We start from the raw sequence: 16,305 nt of genomic DNA on the forward strand, positions 1-16,305 counted from the left end.
CTCACCGCATCCTCCGAGCCGGAAGGCAGAACACCATGAGCGTCAACGTCCGCATCCCGACCATCCTGCGCACCTACACCGGCGGGCAGGCCGAGGTCGCCGCCGAAGGGACGACCCTCTCCGAGGTCATCGCGGACCTGGAGAAGAACCACAGCGGCATCGCGGCCCGCGTCCTGGACGACACCGGCAAGCTGCGCCGCTTCGTGAACGTCTACGTCAACGACGACGACGTGCGCTTCGAGCAGGGCCTGGCGACCCCGACGCCGGACGGCGCGGGCGTCTCGATCATTCCGGCGGTGGCCGGCGGCTGCTGAGCTGTCAAGAAGCCGTACGGATCTTTTTGGGGTCCGCCGCGTGGTTCGGCTGGAATCGCCCCGTCCGCCAAGAAGCGGACGGGGCGATTCCGTGTTGTTAAAGGCGATACAGTTGTGGTGATCCCGCGTTTTGCGGCCGTCGGCCGCCAGGGAGACCCCGGCAAGTTGTGCCCGAAGTGTGGACATGATTTGTCGCGTTGGTGAGCTTTGCCCGGCCCGACTTGCCCTGGAAAAGCCCCACTTCTACCCATATTTGCGATTGTTCGCAGCCGGAATTCTCGTCCGATTGACCTGTTGCGCTGGGCAGTTGGACAGATACATTCAGCGGCGGTCGACGCGTTCCGGCGCACACCCCCTCCTGTCGGGGGGTGAGGTCTGACCCGGGTCCGCGGAGTGCGGTCCTGTGCAAGGGCCAGTAATAGGGGAGTTAGGCATGGCTCAGGGCACCGTCAAGTGGTTCAACGCGGAGAAGGGGTACGGCTTCATCGCGGTCGACGGTGGTGCGGATGTTTTCGTCCACTACAGCGCGATCCAGATGGACGGCTACCGCACCCTTGAGGAGGGTCAGCGGGTCGAGTTCGAGATCTCGCAGGGCCAGAAAGGGCCGCAGGCGGACATGGTCCGCGTGGCCGGCTGAAGCGCCGACCGACTGCTGCGTACGGAGGCCCGCGTCCCTTATGGGGGCGCGGGCCTTCTGTGTTTGGGTGGGTCGAGGGGGACGCGGGGGAGTGCCAGGTCATCCGCCCGCACCCGGTTTGACGCCCGGGCCCTGTGGGGATGGCTCCCGCCAAGCCGCTTGCACTCTCATGGGCCGAGTGCTAATCATTGCGTTAGCACTCTACGAGTGAGAGTGACAGCTAAGGACCGACTCGGTGAGGTCCGTGGGCCGGTGGGGCAAGGAACCACAGGCTCGCAGACCGTCCGTCGCGGGCGCCAGCGCGGTCCGGAGTATCCACCCTCCCCCAGACGCAGTCCGGGGGGACCCCCAGTCCGGGAGGACCACTTCACATGGCCAAGATCATCGCGTTCGACGAGGAGGCACGGCGCGGTCTCGAGCGCGGGATGAACCAGCTCGCCGACGCCGTCAAGGTCACCCTCGGCCCCAAGGGCCGCAACGTCGTCCTCGAGAAGAAGTGGGGCGCCCCCACGATCACCAACGATGGTGTTTCCATCGCCAAGGAGATCGAGCTTGAGGACCCGTACGAGAAGATCGGCGCCGAGCTGGTCAAGGAGGTCGCGAAGAAGACGGACGACGTCGCCGGTGACGGCACGACGACCGCGACCGTCCTGGCCCAGGCCCTGGTCCGCGAGGGTCTGCGCAACGTAGCCGCCGGCGCCAACCCGATGGCCCTCAAGCGCGGCATCGAGCGCGCCGTCGAGGCCGTCTCCGCCGCCCTGCTGGAGCAGGCCAAGGACGTGGAGACCAAGGAGCAGATCGCTTCGACCGCCTCCATCTCCGCCGCCGACACCCAGATCGGCGAGCTGATCGCCGAGGCCATGGACAAGGTCGGCAAGGAAGGCGTCATCACCGTCGAGGAGTCCCAGACCTTCGGTCTGGAGCTGGAGCTCACCGAGGGTATGCGCTTCGACAAGGGCTACATCTCGGCGTACTTCGCCACCGACATGGAGCGTATGGAGGCGTCGCTCGACGACCCGTACATCCTCATCGTCAACTCGAAGATCTCCAACGTGAAGGACCTCCTTCCGCTGCTGGAGAAGGTCATGCAGTCGGGCAAGCCGCTGCTGATCATCGCCGAGGACGTCGAGGGCGAGGCCCTGTCGACCCTGGTCGTCAACAAGATCCGCGGCACCTTCAAGTCCGTCGCCGTCAAGGCCCCGGGCTTCGGCGACCGCCGCAAGGCCATGCTCGGCGACATCGCCATCCTCACCGGTGGCACGGTCATCTCCGAGGAGGTCGGCCTCAAGCTGGAGAACGCCGGTCTCGACCTGCTGGGCCGCGCCCGCAAGGTCGTCATCACCAAGGACGAGACCACCATCGTCGACGGTGCCGGTGACAGCGAGCAGGTCCAGGGCCGCGTCAACCAGATCCGCGCCGAGATCGAGAACAGCGACTCGGACTACGACCGCGAGAAGCTCCAGGAGCGTCTGGCGAAGCTGGCCGGCGGCGTGGCCGTCATCAAGGCCGGTGCCGCCACCGAGGTCGAGCTCAAGGAGCGCAAGCACCGCATCGAGGACGCCGTTCGCAACGCGAAGGCGGCCGTCGAGGAGGGCATCGTCGCCGGCGGTGGCGTCGCCCTGCTGCAGGCCTCCTCGGTCTTCGAGAAGCTGGAGCTGGAGGGCGACGAGGCCACCGGTGCCGCCGCTGTGAAGCTGGCCCTGGAGGCCCCGCTGAAGCAGATCTCCGTCAACGGCGGCCTTGAGGGCGGCGTTGTCGTGGAGAAGGTGCGCAACCTGGCCGTCGGCCACGGTCTGAACGCCGCGACCGGCGAGTACGTCGACATGATCGCCGAGGGCATCATCGACCCCGCCAAGGTCACGCGCTCCGCGCTGCAGAACGCCGCGTCGATCGCCGCGCTGTTCCTGACCACCGAGGCCGTCATCGCCGACAAGCCGGAGAAGGCCGCCGCGGCCGCTCCGGGCGGCATGCCGGGCGGTGACATGGACTTCTGATCCTCCCGGATCACCTGTCCTCAGATCGCTGGGGCGGCACCCCTCCTCCCAGGGGGGTGCCGCCCCAGCGGCGTTTCCCGGCGCGGCCGGCCGCGGGCGCCGGGTTCGCGGGTGGCATGCGTCGCCCCCGGCCCGGCGGGGCACGCTCGCCCCATGACGACACAGAACCGGCAGAACGCCCGTACGGCTCGATTCGGCGCGGACACCGTCGCCCTGGTCACCGGCGGCACCAGCGGGGTCGGCCTGGCGGCCGCGCGGCGGCTGCTCGCGGACGGCGCGCGGGTGGTCGTTTGCGGGCGCGACGAGCGCCGCCTCGACACCGCCGTGGCCGAGCTGACGCAACAGGCGCAGGCCGCGGCCGGGGACGGTGGCGGGGCCGCGGCCGGCGGCGTGGACCGGGTGCTGGGCGTACGGGGCGACACCGCGTCCGTCGCCGATCTCGACGCCGTCATGCAGGCCGTGCGCGACCGCTTCGGCCACCTCGACATCGTCTTCGCCAACGCCGGGGTGTACGCCGCCGCCCCCTTCGAAGAGATCACCGAGGACGACTTCGACCGGGCGGTCGGCGTGAACTTCAAGGGCGTCTTCTTCACCGTCCAGCGGGCGCTGCCCCTGCTGCGGGACGGCGGCTCCGTCGTCATCAACGCCTCGTCGCTCCTGCAACGCGGACGGGCCGACGCGACGCTGCACTCCGCGACCAAGGCCGCCGCGCACAACCTCGCCCGTACCCTGGCGGCCGCGCTCGCCGGGCGCCGCGTCCGGGTCAATTCGGTCAGCCCCGGCTACGTGGCGACGCCGATGCTCGCGGGGTCGGACATCGGCGACGCACAGGCGGCGGACCTGCGGTCCCAGACGGCGGCGGGCCGCCTCGGCCGCCCCGAGGACATCGCCGACGCGGTCGCCTTCCTCGCCTCCGACGAGGCGTCGTACGTCAACGGCCAGGACCTGGTCGTGGACGGCGGGTTGCATGGGTGCGCTCTGTGAGGGGCGTTGTGCCGGGGCAGCTTGGTGCGTGGTTCACGCGATCGTGGGACGCTGAGACGAGCGGCCCGGTGCCGCGCGAACGTCGATCTACGCTCGGCTCCTCAGGCCACTGCAGAAGGGACTCGCGATGACCGCCGCGATGGCCGAGACCGGCCAGGCACCCCACGGTCGCCCGTGGGACTACCTGCTTCAGACGTGGCGCGAGCTGGACGTGCCCGAGGGCTGGCGCGCCGAGATCGACGAAGGGCAGATCGTCTTGGTACCACCGCCCCACCCGCACCACAACGGCATCGCCGACGCGGTGCAGCGCCTGCTTTACCGGGTGCTCCCCGACGACCTGGGGATCTACCAGACGCTCGGTGTCCACGTCGCGCCGCTGGACAAGCTGTACGTCCCTGACCTGGTCGTCATGCCCACGGCCTTGATCGCGGCGAGTGATCCGGGCGGTAACGACCCCGTGGACGCGGCGGAGGCGCTGCTGGCGGTCGAGATCACGTCGAAGGGCAATGCGAAGACCGACCGGACCAAGAAGCTCTGGGCGTACGCGCACGCGCCGGTCCCGGCGTATCTGCTGATCGACCGGTTCGACGAGCACGGGCCGACGACGACGCTGTTCACGGAGCCGCAGAACGGTGCGTACAAGCACGCCGAGCGGGTGCCGTTCGGTGAGGCGGTGGAGCTGCCCGAGCCGTTTTTCAGCACGCTGCACACGGCGTCGTTCCCGCGCTGAGACGGGGCGCGGGAACGACGGGTGCCGTGACCGCGTCAGACGGTCGTCGGCTGGTGCTGCCGGGCGGGGGCCGGCGCGGGAGCGTTGGGGGTGTTCAGGTCCCTCAGCGCCTGTTTGGCGAAGCCGAAGAAGTACGTGGCCAGGAAGCCGGTCACGTAGCCGGTGACCAGGCCCAGGGCGTAGACGAGGAGGGTGGCGCCCAGGGGCTGGTTGCCCTTGAGGAGGGGGAACAGGGCCCAGCCCGACGGGCCGATGGCGGTGGCGCCGGTGGCCGTGCCGAGCTGGTTGAACAGGCCCACGAGGCCGCCGCCGAACGCGCCGCCCACGCAGGCCGTGACGAACGGGCGGCCCAGGGGGAGCGAGACGCCGTAGATGAGGGGCTCGCCGACGCCGAGGAAGCCGGCGGGCAGCGCGGACCTGATGGTCGTACGGATCGAGCGGTTGCGCGGCAGGCGGACGTAGACGGCCAGGGCCGCGCCCACCTGGCCCGCGCCGGCCATGGCGAGGACGGGCAGCAGAACGGTGTAGCCCTGCTGTTCGATCAGGGTGGTGTGGATGGGGATCAGGGCCTGGTGCAGGCCCAGCATGACGAGCGGCAGGAAGAGGCCGCCGAGCAGGAAGCCGGCCGCGGCGCCGCCGTGGGCGAGCAGCCAGTTCGCGCAGGTGCCGATGGCGGTGGCGACCTCGCCGGCCAGGAACATCAGGCCGAAGAGCGTGACCAGGCCGGCGACCAGCACGGTCACGGTGGGGGTGACGAGGACGTCGAGCGCTTCGGGAACGTGCCTGCGGCACCACTTCTCGACCCGTACGGCGAGCAGCGCCGCGCCCAGCGCCCCGAGGACGCCGCCCTGGCCGGGCGAGAGGTGCTGCCCGAAGGCGGTGACCTGGGCGACGCCCGCGTACACGATGATCGCGGCGACCGCGCCGCCCAGGATGGGGGTGCCGCCGAACTCCTTCGCGGTGTGGTGGCCGACGAAGACCGCGATCAGGGACAGGAAGCCGGAGGCGATGGCGGCCAGGGCCGGGACGAGCGCGGGGAGCACGCCGAAGTTGGTCAGCAGGCCGTTCAGGCCGGCGATGATGCCGCAGCCGATGAGGGCGGGGATCAGCGGGACGAAGATGTTGGCGATCCGGCGCAGGAAGAGCTTGACCGGGGTGGCGTTCCTGGCCTTCTGGCGGGCCTTGAGGGCGGCGCCGCGGCCGGCGAGTTCTTCGGCGGTGGAGGCAGCGGCGGCGCCCGGGGGAGGCGTGGCGGTCGCCGGTTCCCGGGCGGGCCGCGCGGCGCGTTCGGCGTCGGCCAGGGCGGTGAATTCCGGAGTGACGCGGGCGACGGCCCCGGGGCCCAGCACGATCTGGTACGTGTCGTCCTCGACGACGCCCAGGACGGCGGGCAGGGCTTTCAACTCCGCGTCGCGGACCAGGGAGCGGTCCTTGAGGCCGAGGCGGAGCCGGGTCATGCAGTGGGCCACGGAGGTGACGTTGGCGGCGCCGCCGACCAGGGGGAGGATCGCGGCGGCGGTGGCGCGGTGCTTGTCATCGGACATGTGCGGTGCCTTGCTGTGCGTGCGTGCCGGGACGGGCGGGGAGGCGGCGTGTGGGCGCCCGGCGGTCAGCCGTCCTGGGGGGCGGCCGGGTCCAGGGCGGTGCGCAGGGCGGCCCTGAGGTGGCCGTGCGAGCCGGCCAGCAGCCGGGCTGCCGTCGGCCCGTCGACTCCGGCGAGGACGACGAGGATGGCGTTCTTGACCTCGCCGTCCGTGGTGGCCAGCGCGGCTTCGATCTCCGTGTCCGGCGCGCCGGTGGCCAGCGCCACGATGCGGCGCGAGCGGGCCCGCAGCTTCTCGTTGGAGGCGCGTACGTCCACCATCAGGTTTCCGTAGGTCTTGCCCAGCCGGATCATGGTGATGGTCGAGAGCATGTTGAGGACCAGCTTCTGTGCCGTGCCCGCCTTCAACCGGGTGGAGCCGGTGAGGAGTTCGGGGCCGACGACCACTTCGATGCCGTGCTCGGCGGCTGCGGCCAGCGCGGAGCCCGCGTTGCAGGACAGGCCGACGGTGAGCGCGCCGCGGGCCGTGCGGGCGTGTTCGACGGCGCCGATGGCGTACGGGGTGCGGCCGGAGGCGGAGACGCCGACGACCGTGTCGTCGGCGGTCAGGCCCAGCGCGTCCAGGTCGGCGGCGGCCAGCTCAGCGCTGTCCTCGGCGCCTTCGACGGCGGCGACCATGGCGGCGGGCCCGCCCGCGATCAGGCCGACGACCTGTGAGGGGTCGGTGTTGAAGGTGGGCGGGCACTCGCTCGCGTCCAGTACGCCGAGGCGGCCGGCGGTGCCGGCGCCCGCGTAGACCAGGCGGCCGCCGCGGGCCATCCGCTCGGCGGTGGCGTCGATGGCGGCGGCGATCTCGGGCAGCCGGGCGGCGACGGCGGCGGGCACGGTGGTGTCCTCGCCGTTCATCGTGCGGGCGATCTCCAGGGTGGAGAGGCGGTCGATCTCCGCGAGTTCGGGCCGGAAGGCTTCGGTGGTCAGCGTGTCCAGCTGGGCGCGCAGCTGGGTGTACTCGGCGGGGGAAGTCATGGTGGCGGCGGCTCTTTCCGGGCTCGTACGGCTCTGTACGGGGGCGGAGACGGCGGGCTGGGTGGTCGGCGGGCCGGTGGGTCAGCGGTTGGGGGTGCGGGGCGAGTGGCGGTGGGCGAGCGCTTCGTAGGAGGCGGACAGGGCGGGCGCGGCGGTCTCGTACGTGCGCTGGGCGACGCCCACGAACAGGCAGTCCACGACGAGGAGCTGGCTCGTGCGGGAGGACATCGCGGCGGGGCGCAGCTCGCTCTCCCGGGCGGTGGAGGTGGTGAGGACGTGGTCGGCGTACGACGCGATGCCGCCGTCGGCGCGTCCGGTGATCGCGATGGTCGTCGCGCCGTGGTCGAAGGCCACCCGCAGGGGCTCTATGACGTCGGTGGTGCGCCCGGAGTGGGTGATGGCGATGGCCACGTCGCCGGCGCGCATCTGGACCGCGTTGGTCACGGCGAGGTGCGGGTCGGAGTGGGCGTGCGCGATCAGGCCGATCCGCAGCAGCTTCTGGACCAGGTCCTGCCCGACGAGGTTGGAGGCGCCTATGCCGTACACGTCGATGCGGCGGGCCGCGGCCAGCGCGCCGACCGCCGCCTCCAGTTGCGCCAGGTCCAGCCCGGCCGCGGTGTCGGCGAGGCACTGCTGCTCCTCCTGTGCCAGCTTGGCGACCACGTCGGGGAGCGCGTCGTCGACCGCTATGTCGGCGGTGACGGCGGGCGCGCGGCCGGTGGCCTGCTGGGCGGCGAGGGCGGCCAGGGCGATGCGCAGGTCGCGGTAGCCCGGGTAGCCGAGCAGGCGCGAGGTGCGCACGACGGTGGCCTCGCTGGTGCCGGTGCGCTCCGCGAGGCCGGTGACGGTGAGCGCGGCGCAGCCGGCCGGGTCGCCGGCGACCGCCTCCGCGACCCGCTGCATGGACCGGGTCATGGAGGGTGCCAGGGTGCGCACCTTGGCGGCCAGGGCGGCGGGGGCGGGCGGGCTCGGGGCTGCCCGTACGGCGGCGCCGGAGTCCTTGAAAGTTTCCTTCACGTCAGGGCTCACAGCCGAAAAATAATTTCAGCGGGGGGCCGCGTCAATACCCCGCGGGCGGCTGTGGACAACGTGGCCGCGGGGCCGGGGCGGGCAGCCGGGGCGGTTGTCGGTGGTGGGGGAGAGAATGGGGGCATGGAGCTCGAACAGGCACTGCACGCGGCCCGTGCCCTGGTCCTCGCGGACCTGGTGGCGGGCGAGGTCGCCGACGCGGAGATCGTCTCGCTCGTCGAGGATTCCGTGACGCACCGCCGATGGTGGGTCGAGCAGTGGCCGCAGGGCGCGGAGTTCGTCGCCGGGCTGATAGCGCAGGACGTCCAGGACGCGCTGCTGGAGCGGTACGGCCGCTGGCCGCTGTGCCCCGTGTGCACCCACGGCGGCGACCCGCACGCGCTCGACGTGGAGCCCGAGTTGGGCCCCGACCCGCACTGGGTCTGCGCCAAGACGGCGGTGTCGGTGGCCAGGGTCGGTTCGCTGGGCTCCGCCGGGAAGGGCTGACGTGGCGCTCTACATCGACCCGCCGACCTGGCCCGGACACGGCCGTATGTGGTCCCACCTGGTCAGCGACGCCTCGTTCGAGGAGCTGCACGCCTTCGCGGAGCGCATAGGCGCCCCGCGCCGGGCCTTCGACCGGGATCATTACGACCTTCCGGCGGAGCGGTACGCCGACGCGGTGCGCGCGGGAGCGGTGGAGGTCGGCAGCAAGGAGCTGGTGCTGCGCCTCACCGAGGCCGGCCTGCGCCGGCCGAAGAGCCGCCCGGCGGGCCGCTGAGCCGGTAGGCCGGGACGTTGAGCCGGTAGGCCGGGGTGCTGAGGCGGCAGGCCGGGGCGTTGAGCCGGTAGGCCGGGTCCGGCCTCGGTGGGCCGGACCCGGCTCAGGCTTTCAGCCCCGGTCCGCCGCCTCGACGGGCACCCGCTTCGCGTCGGCCGAGGAGGCGACGACGCGGGAGGCGCTGCGCGTACGGTGCAGCCTGAGGGCGACCGCGGTGGTGCCGACGCCCAGCGCCGCGAGGCCGGCGCCCGTCCAGGCGACGGCCGGGTAGCCCCAGCCCGCGCTGATGACGAGCCCGCCGAGCCACGGCCCGACGGTGTTGCCCAGGTTGAAGGCGGACGTGGTGGTCGCGCCCGCCAGCGTCGGCGCGGCGGTCGCCACGTTGAACATCCGGGCGTTCAGGGCCGGCGCCGTGGCGAACGCGGTGACGCCGAGCAGCAGGGAGAGCGTGACGGCGGCGACGGGGCTGTGCGCGGTCAGGGCCAGCAGGGTCAGGACCGTGGCGGAGGCGCCGATGCCGCCGAGGATGGTGCCGAACGGGTGCGCGTCCGCGATGCGCCCGCCGACGAACGTGCCGATCAGCGCGCCGACGCCGAAGAGCGCGAGCACGGTCGGCACGCTGCCCTCGGACAGCCCCGCGGTGTCGGTCAGCAGCGGCGCCAGGTAGGAGAACAGCGCGAAGACCGCCGCGCCGTTCAGGGCGGTGCCGATCAGTGCCAGCCAGACCTGCTTGTCCCGGTAGATGCTCAGTTCGCGGCGGAGCACCGGGCGCTCGTCGCCGGTCGGCACGGCCGTCCTGGGCACCAGCGCGATCACGCCGATCAGGCCGATGGCCGACAGCGCGGCCACGGCCCAGAAGGCGGACCGCCAGCCGGCGTGCTGGCCGAGCAGCGCGCCGGCCGGTACGCCCGCGATGTTGGCGACGCTCAGTCCGCCGACCATGACGGCCATCGCCTTGGCGCGTGCCGTGACGGGCACCAGGGACACCGCGACGGCCGCGCCGACCGCCCAGAACCCGGCGCAGGCGAGCGCGCTGACGACGCGCGAGACGAACAGCACGGCGTACGTCGGCGCCAGCGCGCCGGCCACCTGACCGAGGCCGAAGACGCCGAGCAGCGCGATCAGCGTCGTGCGGCGCGGCAGTTGGAGCGTGGCCCCGGCGAGCACCGGGGCGCCGACCACCATGCCGATCGCGAAGGCGGAGACCAGAAGGCCGGCTTGGGGGATGGTGACGCCCATGTCCCGGGCGAGGGGTTGGAGGATGCCCGACAGCATGAATTCGCTGGTGCCGAGGGCGAAGACGGAGAGTCCGAGGACGTAGACGGCTATGGGCATGCGGGCGCGATCGGGATGGGCTTGCATGACAGGCACGAACAGTGGCGGTGCACCTGACATTCCCGGCCGCGGTGTCCGGAACGAGACGGTACCGGTCGGTCCCGGGCGGTGGCCGACCCGGGCCCCTGCCGCGTTTTGCCCGGCGGGCCCGGGGTACTCCGGCGGCTCGGTCCGGCGTACGAAGCGAGGAGGTCCGGATGCGGTCGGCGCTCAGCGGCGTGCTGACGGGGATCGGAACGGCTGCGTTCATCGACGAGACGGTGTTCCACCAACTGTTGCACTGGCACCACTTCTACGACAGGTCCACCACGGACGCCGGCCTGGTCTCCGACGGCCTCTTCCACGCGGGCAGCTGGCTCGCGATGGTGGCGGGCCTGGTCCTGTACGCCGACGTGCGGCGGCGCGGAACGCTCGTCCCGATGGCGTGGTGGGCGGGCCTGTGCCTGGGGCTGGGCGGTTTCCAGCTCTACGACGGAACGTTCCAGCACAAGGTCCTGCGCATCCACCAGATCCGCTACGGCGTGGACCTGGCCCCGTACGACTGGACGTGGGGCGGGATCGCCGTACTGCTGCTGGTGGCCGGCGTGCTGCTCCTGCTCCGCGCGTGGCGGAGCACGCCGCGCGGCGCGGCGGCCACCGAGCGGCAGACCGCGTCCCGCGCCCGATGACCGCTGCCGCCCTGCCGCCGCCCTTCACCGCGGCCGTCACCACCGCCGCCGTTCTCGGCTGCCTCGCCTACCTGGCCGCCGCGGCCCGGCTGCGGGCCCGCGGCGACGCCTGGCCGTACGGGCGCGACGCGGTGTTCTGTTCGGGCGGCGCGGTCCTGGTGGCGGGCTTCGCCGGGCCCTGGGGCGCAGCGCCGCCGTTCACCGCGCACATGCTCACGCACCTGTGTGTGGGCATGGCGGCCCCGCTGCTCCTGGTCCTCGGGCGCCCGCTGACGCTGACCCTGCGCACCGCGCCCGTACCGCTGCGCCGCCGCCTGGTGGCGCTGACCCGCTCGCGCTGGGCGGCGCTGCCGGTCCTGCCGCCGGTCGCGGCCCTGCTCGACTTCGGCGGGCTCTGGCTGCTGTACCGCACCCCGCTGATGTCCGCAAGCCACCACAGCCCCTGGCTGGACGCGGCCGTCCATCTGCACATTCTGATCGCCGGGGCGCTGTTCTCCTTCGGGCTGCTGGCCCTGGATCCGGTACGCCACCGCCCCGGGCCCGGCCTGCGGGCCGCCGTACTGCTGGCAGCGGGCGCGGCGCACGCGGTCCTCGCCAAGACCCTGTACGCCACGGGCCCGCCCGGCACCTCCTTCGGTGCGGCCGACCTGCGGCTCGCCTCCCAGGTCATGTACTACGGAGGCGACGCCGTGGAACTGGCCCTGGCGGTCGTCGTGGCGTGCCAGTGGTACCGGGCGGAGGGGCGCGTCCTGCGGCGCGCACGCCGCGGAATGCGCGCCCCGGCCGCCGCTACCCGGTGGTGAGCAGCTCCAGCTCGGTGGTGAGGTTGCGGCGGGCCACGCGTTCCCACTGCGCCTTGCCGTACGAGGTACGGAACAGGCTCTCCATGTCCAGGAGCTGCCGCAGCACACCGGCGCGCCCGGCGCGGAAGTCCCGGTCGGGCACGAACACGTACTCCTCGCGGACGGCGGCGGCGTAGGCCGCGTACTGCTCGGGCGAGCCCGCCAGGACCGCCAGGTCCGCGTCGCACAGGGCCGCGCCGTTGTGGTCGTCCGGTGCCGGGTCGTGGCTCGCGGTGAGGCGCACCAGGCGGGCGACCTCGGCCGTGCAGGCGTCGCCGATGCCCAGCTCGGGCAGGGCGCGCTCGGCGAGGGCCGCGCTGCGCTCCTCGTTCTCGGAGCGCTCGGGCCGGTAGACGGCGTCGTGGAACCAGGCGGCGAGGCGCACCGCGTCCCAGTCCACCGGCACCCCGGCGTCCCGGTCCGCGACGTGCACGGCCAGTTCGTCGACGCGGTCCAGTACGGCGATGAGGTGATCGGTGGTGTGGTAGCGGCGCTGCGGCTCGGCCCAGCGGGCGAGCAGGTTGTCCGCGTACGGAGCCGGGTCGGGGTCCGCCGGGCCGCCACCGCCGCGGGCGCCGGTGACGGCTGCGGCCCAGCGGTGGTGCAGGTCAGGGAACGGGTCGGCACCGCCACCGAAGTGGGTGTGCGCCGTTCCTGACGGAGGTGTCGTGCGAGCCATACGGGCCATTGTGCCTTCGCGGGCTTCTTCCGGGGTGCGACTCCTGGCGTAGGCGGTCGTCCGACGGTGCTGCCCGGTAGGGCGGCCGGCGGCGTCGCGGCAGGTCGCGGCGGCGGGTCAAGAGGGGGTTTCCGGTCGAGTACCGGGGCGTTGCGGTCCCCGCGGCCGGGTCGGCCCGTACTCTGGATATTGGACTAGACCTGTCGCGGCTCCCGCGGTCCGCGCCGGTTTCCCGTCTCGTCCTGCTCTGTCGTCACGTCGAAGGAATGGGGTCCCATGACCAAGCGCGCACTCCTGGAGGTGATCGCGCTCGACGCCGCCGACGCGGTGGCCGCCCAGGCCGGAGGGGCCGACCGCCTCGAACTCGTCAGCGACATGGCCGCCGACGGCCTCACCCCTTCGCCGCGGACCTTCGCCGCGGTACGGGCGGCCGTGGACATCCCGCTGCGGGTGATGCTGCGGGCCGCCGACGGGTTCGCCGCCGGCGAGGTGGACGCGCTGTGCGCGTCGGCCGCCGCCCTGCGGGCCGAGGGCGCCGACGAGTTCGTGTTCGGCTTCCTCGGCGCGGACGGGCGGGCGGACCTGGCGGCCGTACGGGCGCTGGCGGAGGCCGTCGACGGCTGCCGGTGGACGTTCCACCGGGCCATCGACCGGGCCGCCGACCGTGCCGCGCTGCGCAGGGAACTGGCCGGGCTGCCCGGCCTGGACACCTACCTGACGGCGGGCTCGCCCGCCGGCGTCGGCGAAGGGCTGCCGACGCTGCTCGCCGAGCGGTCCCGCACGGCCGACGGCGAGCCCGGCTACGAGCCGCGCCTCCTGGTCGGCGGCGGCCTGGTACTCGCGCACCTCCCGGCCCTCCAGGAGGCCGGCGTGGACGCCTTCCACATCGGCGGGGCGGCGCGCCCGTCCGGCTGGGAAGCGCCGGTGGCCGCGGAGGCCGTGGCGGCATGGCGCGGGGCGCTCGAAGGGGTGCCGGTCTAGGAACCCGTACGGGGCCGGGCCGCCGCGCTATCCGGCGGCCCGGCCGAGCCGGTCCGGCAGCGGGGCCGAGTGGATCACCGCCAGGCCGGAGACCGGGCGGGTCAGGCAGACGTACAGGCGGCGCAGACCGGTGCGCTCGTCCGGTTCGCCGCCGATGATCGCGGCGGGCTCGTCGAGGACCACGTAGTCGTATTCGAGGCCCTTGGCCAGGGTCGCGGGAACCAGGGTCAGCCGGGCCTCCTCCGAGGTCTCCTCGCCGGGGTCGAGGCAGGCCAGGCCCGCCGCGTCCAGGGCCGCGCGCAGCGCGGGCAGCCGCGCCTCGGCCGCGATCAGGCCGATCGACCCTTCCTTGGCCAGCGCCTCGTGGCAGGCGGCGACGACCGCGTCGTCCAGCTCCGCCGCCGGCACCGCCCGTACCGCGAAGTCGCCCGCCGAGTCGCGGATGGAGGTGGCCTCGGTCAGCTCGGGCGCGATCGCGGGCAGCAGCCGCGAGGCGTACGAGATCACCTCGCGCGGCACCCGGAAGCCCAGCGTCAGCTCCTCGACGCGCGCGCCCGGCTTGCCCAGGTGGGCCAGCGCCTCCTCCCACGTGTCGGTGGACCAGGGCGTGGTCCCCTGCGCGATGTCGCCCAGGATCGTCGCCGAGCCGGTCGTGCAGCGGCGGCCCACCGCCCGGTACTGCATCGGCGACAGGTCCTGCGCCTCGTCCAGCACCACATGGCCCAGGGAGTGCGTACGGGAGACCAGGTCCGTTGCCTCGTCGATCAGCACCGCGTCCGCCGCCGACCACTTGGCGCTCTTCACGCTGCGCGCGGGCTTCGCCCACAGGATCGTCTTCTGCTCCTCCGGCGTCAGGATGCCCGCCGCCTGCTCGGCCAGGAACTCCGCGTCGCCCAGCAGCCGCAGCACCAGCTTGGCCGGGTCCACCGGCGGCCAGACCTCCTTGACCACGGCCTTGACCGCCGCGTTACGCGCCACCGCGTCCTGCACCCGGTCGTCAGGAGCCTCCCCCGCCTGCTCCATCCGTACGAGCACCGCGTGCGCGATCCGCTGCGGCAGGGCGTCCCTGGCGGCCCCGTAACGGATGTCGCGGCGCCGCAGTTCCTCGACGATCTCCTCGATCTCGTACGCCGGCACCCGCCAGCGCCGCGAACCGCGCACCACCACACACGCCTCGGACGGGGCCCGCACCTGCGACCACACCGCCCGCCGCAGCACCTCCGCCAGCCGCGCGTCCCCCTTGACCGACGCGGCCGCCGCGTCGTCCGTGCCCCGCACCTCGACGTGCGCGACCAGGTCGTCGACCGTGGCCTGCTTGACCTCCAGCTCGCCGAGCGCGGGCAGCACCTGCTCGATGTAGTGCAGGAACGACCGGTTCGGACCGATGACGAGCGTGCCGGAACGGGCGAGGCGCTCGCGGTGCGCGTACAGCAGGTACGCGACCCGGTGCAGGCCCACCGCCGTCTTGCCGGTGCCCGGCGCCCCCTGGACGCAGACCGTGCCGGCGATCCCGGCCCGCACGATCTCGTCCTGCTCCGGCTGGATCGTCGCGACGATGTCCCGCATCGGGCCCACACGCGGCCGTTCGATCTCCGACTGGAGCAGCTTGCTGTGCTGCTCCGCCTCCGCCGGGTCGGTCAGGTTCTCGTCCTCGTACGCGGTCAGCCGCCCGCCCGTGTAACCGAAGCGGCGGCGCAGCCTGAGGTCCATCGGGTCCTTCTTGGAGGCCCGGTAGAACGGCTGGGAGACCGGCGCGCGCCAGTCGATGACCATCGGGTCGCCGTCGGCGTCGTGGACGTGCCGGCGGCCGATGTAGAAGTTCTCGCCCTCCGCGCCCTCGGCGGCGTCCTCGCCCGGCGCGTGCAGGTAGTCCAGGCGGCCGAAGAAGAGCGGGGTGTGCGCCAGGTCGGCCAGCGCCTTGATGCGGGCGTCGACCTCTCCCTGGAGGACCTCGGCGTTGACCCAGTTCGCGGTGACGTCCGCGATGTTGAGCGCCTCGGCGTCCTGGCGCATGGCGCGCAGCGCCGCACGGGAGGCGGCGAGGTGGGCGCGTTCGCGCTCCAGGGGGTCCTGCTGGTCGGGGGCCTGGGCCTGAGTGGGGACCTGGTCTTGGGCGTGCGAGGGCACGGTGTTGCCTCCGGCGGATCCGGCTACGGACGTACGTGACGGCGTACTCGTAGGCGTCTTCAGATGCGTTCAGATCGTGAATCAGCTGCGTGAAGCGGAAGCCGGCCGGTTTCCGTGCGGCCGGTGGCACTCCGCTCAGGCTCTGAGGGAGGCGGGCAGACCGGCGATTGTAGCCAGCAGGCATCGGGGGACGCCAACGGATTTCCGCGGGGCCCCGGCCCCCGGCCCCCGTGCATGGGTCCCCGGCCTCCGGGCCTCGGTTCGTACATCTCCCGTAGGGGACGGTATGGGTCCAGCGGGTGACCGAAGGCCGGTCGGGGATGGCCCCGTGGACCGATGTGCGGGGCCCCCGCGAAAACCATCATGGAGACATGAGCAGCGCAACCATCACCCCAGGCACCCTGCACCCGGCCCACGGCGCCACCGCCCTCGGCCCCGGCACCGCCCGCGCGCCGCACTCCCACGAGCAGCGCCACGTGGTCGGCAACGTCTTCCGCGCGGTCAAGGTCTTCGCCGCCGCCGCGGTGAGCGTCGTGCTCCTCGGGGAGTACGCGGAGGACTGAGCCCGGCTCGACCGAGCCCGCTTCCGAGACGCTCCGAGGCACTCCGAGACTCGGAGAACTCCAGCTGTAGGCCCTCTCCCACCCCCGACTGAT

Annotated in this window: 17 protein-coding genes; 11 read left to right on the forward strand and 6 right to left on the reverse strand. The window is 72.9% G+C overall.

The window, feature by feature from the left end:
• Positions 1-35 precede the first annotated feature (35 nt).
• The 5 genes from ACH4OW_RS14960 to ACH4OW_RS14980 all read left to right on the forward strand — a co-directional run bounded on the left by ACH4OW_RS14960 (position 36) and on the right by ACH4OW_RS14980 (position 4,659).
• Positions 36-314: a MoaD/ThiS family protein gene (locus ACH4OW_RS14960; protein WP_360125754.1), complete on the forward strand. Its 279-nt coding sequence runs from the start codon at positions 36-38 to the stop codon at positions 312-314.
• Between the two features lie 433 nt (positions 315-747).
• Positions 748-951, forward strand: coding sequence for a cold-shock protein (locus tag ACH4OW_RS14965; protein ID WP_003986833.1), 204 nt, complete (start codon positions 748-750; stop codon positions 949-951).
• 371 nt (positions 952-1,322) lie between these two features.
• The gene (groL, locus tag ACH4OW_RS14970) at positions 1,323-2,945 is read left to right on the forward strand and encodes a chaperonin GroEL (RefSeq protein ID WP_030022296.1); all 1,623 of its coding nucleotides are present in this window, start codon (positions 1,323-1,325) and stop codon (positions 2,943-2,945) included.
• A 153-nt stretch (positions 2,946-3,098) separates the two neighbouring features.
• The gene (locus ACH4OW_RS14975; RefSeq protein WP_398027869.1) at positions 3,099-3,929 is read left to right on the forward strand and encodes an SDR family NAD(P)-dependent oxidoreductase; all 831 of its coding nucleotides are present in this window, start codon (positions 3,099-3,101) and stop codon (positions 3,927-3,929) included.
• A 127-nt stretch (positions 3,930-4,056) separates the two neighbouring features.
• Positions 4,057-4,659, forward strand: a complete 603-nt coding sequence (locus ACH4OW_RS14980; RefSeq protein ID WP_360125759.1) for a Uma2 family endonuclease — start codon at positions 4,057-4,059, stop codon at positions 4,657-4,659.
• Positions 4,660-4,694: 35 nt separating this feature from the next.
• On the opposite strand, the gene ACH4OW_RS14985 is transcribed toward ACH4OW_RS14980, so the two are convergent.
• The 3 genes from ACH4OW_RS14985 to ACH4OW_RS14995 all read right to left on the reverse strand — a co-directional run bounded on the left by ACH4OW_RS14985 (position 4,695) and on the right by ACH4OW_RS14995 (position 8,257).
• Positions 4,695-6,203: a PTS transporter subunit EIIC gene (locus ACH4OW_RS14985; protein WP_398027871.1), complete on the reverse strand. Its 1,509-nt coding sequence runs from the start codon at positions 6,201-6,203 to the stop codon at positions 4,695-4,697.
• A gap of 65 nt (positions 6,204-6,268) precedes the next feature.
• Positions 6,269-7,228: an N-acetylmuramic acid 6-phosphate etherase gene (gene murQ / locus ACH4OW_RS14990; RefSeq protein WP_398027873.1), complete on the reverse strand. Its 960-nt coding sequence runs from the start codon at positions 7,226-7,228 to the stop codon at positions 6,269-6,271.
• An 81-nt stretch (positions 7,229-7,309) separates the two neighbouring features.
• On the reverse strand, positions 7,310-8,257 hold the full coding sequence (locus ACH4OW_RS14995) for a MurR/RpiR family transcriptional regulator (protein WP_398027875.1): 948 nt from the start codon (positions 8,255-8,257) through the stop codon (positions 7,310-7,312).
• A 123-nt stretch (positions 8,258-8,380) separates the two neighbouring features.
• Here ACH4OW_RS14995 and ACH4OW_RS15000 point away from each other — a divergent pair, with 123 nt between their 5' ends.
• Both ACH4OW_RS15000 and ACH4OW_RS15005 read left to right on the forward strand, forming a co-directional pair.
• Entirely contained in the window at positions 8,381-8,743 is a 363-nt protein-coding gene (locus ACH4OW_RS15000) for a hypothetical protein (RefSeq protein WP_360125766.1), read from the forward strand.
• Position 8,744: 1 nt separating this feature from the next.
• The gene (locus ACH4OW_RS15005; RefSeq protein ID WP_360125768.1) at positions 8,745-9,017 is read left to right on the forward strand and encodes a DUF4031 domain-containing protein; all 273 of its coding nucleotides are present in this window, start codon (positions 8,745-8,747) and stop codon (positions 9,015-9,017) included.
• A gap of 111 nt (positions 9,018-9,128) precedes the next feature.
• Here the strand turns inward: ACH4OW_RS15005 and ACH4OW_RS15010 are convergent, their stop codons facing one another.
• On the reverse strand, positions 9,129-10,352 hold the full coding sequence (locus tag ACH4OW_RS15010; RefSeq protein WP_398027877.1) for a Cmx/CmrA family chloramphenicol efflux MFS transporter: 1,224 nt from the start codon (positions 10,350-10,352) through the stop codon (positions 9,129-9,131).
• A gap of 197 nt (positions 10,353-10,549) precedes the next feature.
• Between ACH4OW_RS15010 and ACH4OW_RS15015 the strand changes: the two genes are divergently transcribed.
• Positions 10,550-11,020 carry a DUF2243 domain-containing protein gene (locus ACH4OW_RS15015; RefSeq protein ID WP_398027879.1) on the forward strand — a complete coding sequence of 157 codons (471 nt, stop codon included), beginning with the start codon at positions 10,550-10,552 and terminating at the stop codon, positions 11,018-11,020.
• Positions 11,017-11,823, forward strand: a complete 807-nt coding sequence (locus ACH4OW_RS15020) for a cytochrome c oxidase assembly protein (RefSeq protein WP_398027881.1) — start codon at positions 11,017-11,019, stop codon at positions 11,821-11,823. Before ACH4OW_RS15015 ends, ACH4OW_RS15020 begins: the two co-directional genes overlap by 4 nt.
• Here ACH4OW_RS15020 and ACH4OW_RS15025 read toward each other — a convergent pair.
• Positions 11,810-12,541 (reverse strand): hypothetical protein, encoded by a 732-nt coding sequence (locus ACH4OW_RS15025; protein ID WP_360125775.1) that lies wholly within the window; start codon positions 12,539-12,541, stop codon positions 11,810-11,812. The genes ACH4OW_RS15020 and ACH4OW_RS15025 overlap by 14 nt on opposite strands.
• A gap of 276 nt (positions 12,542-12,817) precedes the next feature.
• Between ACH4OW_RS15025 and ACH4OW_RS15030 the strand changes: the two genes are divergently transcribed.
• Positions 12,818-13,522, forward strand: coding sequence for a copper homeostasis protein CutC (locus tag ACH4OW_RS15030; protein WP_360125777.1), 705 nt, complete (start codon positions 12,818-12,820; stop codon positions 13,520-13,522).
• Between the two features lie 27 nt (positions 13,523-13,549).
• Here the strand turns inward: ACH4OW_RS15030 and ACH4OW_RS15035 are convergent, their stop codons facing one another.
• Positions 13,550-15,649, reverse strand: a complete 2,100-nt coding sequence (locus ACH4OW_RS15035; RefSeq protein WP_360125779.1) for an AAA family ATPase — start codon at positions 15,647-15,649, stop codon at positions 13,550-13,552.
• Between the two features lie 371 nt (positions 15,650-16,020).
• Here ACH4OW_RS15035 and ACH4OW_RS15040 point away from each other — a divergent pair, with 371 nt between their 5' ends.
• A complete protein-coding gene (locus ACH4OW_RS15040) occupies positions 16,021-16,212 on the forward strand; it encodes a hypothetical protein (RefSeq protein WP_360125781.1) in 192 nt (63 codons plus the stop codon).
• The last annotated feature ends 93 nt before the right edge of the window (positions 16,213-16,305 follow it).

Origin of the sequence: Streptomyces sp. NPDC017056 (genome assembly GCF_044332485.1) — a bacterium.
In the GTDB taxonomy this organism is placed as follows: domain Bacteria; phylum Actinomycetota; class Actinomycetes; order Streptomycetales; family Streptomycetaceae; genus Streptomyces.

What these genes read in the sequence shown, in the direction of transcription:
- ACH4OW_RS15020 (WP_398027881.1), top strand. Translation starts at nt 11,017, where the DNA reads ATGACCGCTGCCGCCCTGCCGCCGCCCTTCACCGCGGCCGTCACCACC.
- ACH4OW_RS14960 (WP_360125754.1), top strand. Translation starts at nt 36, where the DNA reads ATGAGCGTCAACGTCCGCATCCCGACCATCCTGCGCACCTACACCGGC.
- ACH4OW_RS15025 (WP_360125775.1), bottom strand. Translation starts at nt 12,541, where the DNA reads ATGGCTCGCACGACACCTCCGTCAGGAACGGCGCACACCCACTTCGGT.
- ACH4OW_RS14975 (WP_398027869.1), top strand. Translation starts at nt 3,099, where the DNA reads ATGACGACACAGAACCGGCAGAACGCCCGTACGGCTCGATTCGGCGCG.
- ACH4OW_RS15000 (WP_360125766.1), top strand. Translation starts at nt 8,381, where the DNA reads ATGGAGCTCGAACAGGCACTGCACGCGGCCCGTGCCCTGGTCCTCGCG.
- ACH4OW_RS14985 (WP_398027871.1), bottom strand. Translation starts at nt 6,203, where the DNA reads ATGTCCGATGACAAGCACCGCGCCACCGCCGCCGCGATCCTCCCCCTG.
- ACH4OW_RS15040 (WP_360125781.1), top strand. Translation starts at nt 16,021, where the DNA reads ATGAGCAGCGCAACCATCACCCCAGGCACCCTGCACCCGGCCCACGGC.
- murQ (WP_398027873.1), bottom strand. Translation starts at nt 7,228, where the DNA reads ATGACTTCCCCCGCCGAGTACACCCAGCTGCGCGCCCAGCTGGACACG.
- ACH4OW_RS14980 (WP_360125759.1), top strand. Translation starts at nt 4,057, where the DNA reads ATGACCGCCGCGATGGCCGAGACCGGCCAGGCACCCCACGGTCGCCCG.
- ACH4OW_RS15010 (WP_398027877.1), bottom strand. Translation starts at nt 10,352, where the DNA reads ATGCCCATAGCCGTCTACGTCCTCGGACTCTCCGTCTTCGCCCTCGGC.
- groL (WP_030022296.1), top strand. Translation starts at nt 1,323, where the DNA reads ATGGCCAAGATCATCGCGTTCGACGAGGAGGCACGGCGCGGTCTCGAG.
- ACH4OW_RS14965 (WP_003986833.1), top strand. Translation starts at nt 748, where the DNA reads ATGGCTCAGGGCACCGTCAAGTGGTTCAACGCGGAGAAGGGGTACGGC.
- ACH4OW_RS15015 (WP_398027879.1), top strand. Translation starts at nt 10,550, where the DNA reads ATGCGGTCGGCGCTCAGCGGCGTGCTGACGGGGATCGGAACGGCTGCG.
- ACH4OW_RS15030 (WP_360125777.1), top strand. Translation starts at nt 12,818, where the DNA reads ATGACCAAGCGCGCACTCCTGGAGGTGATCGCGCTCGACGCCGCCGAC.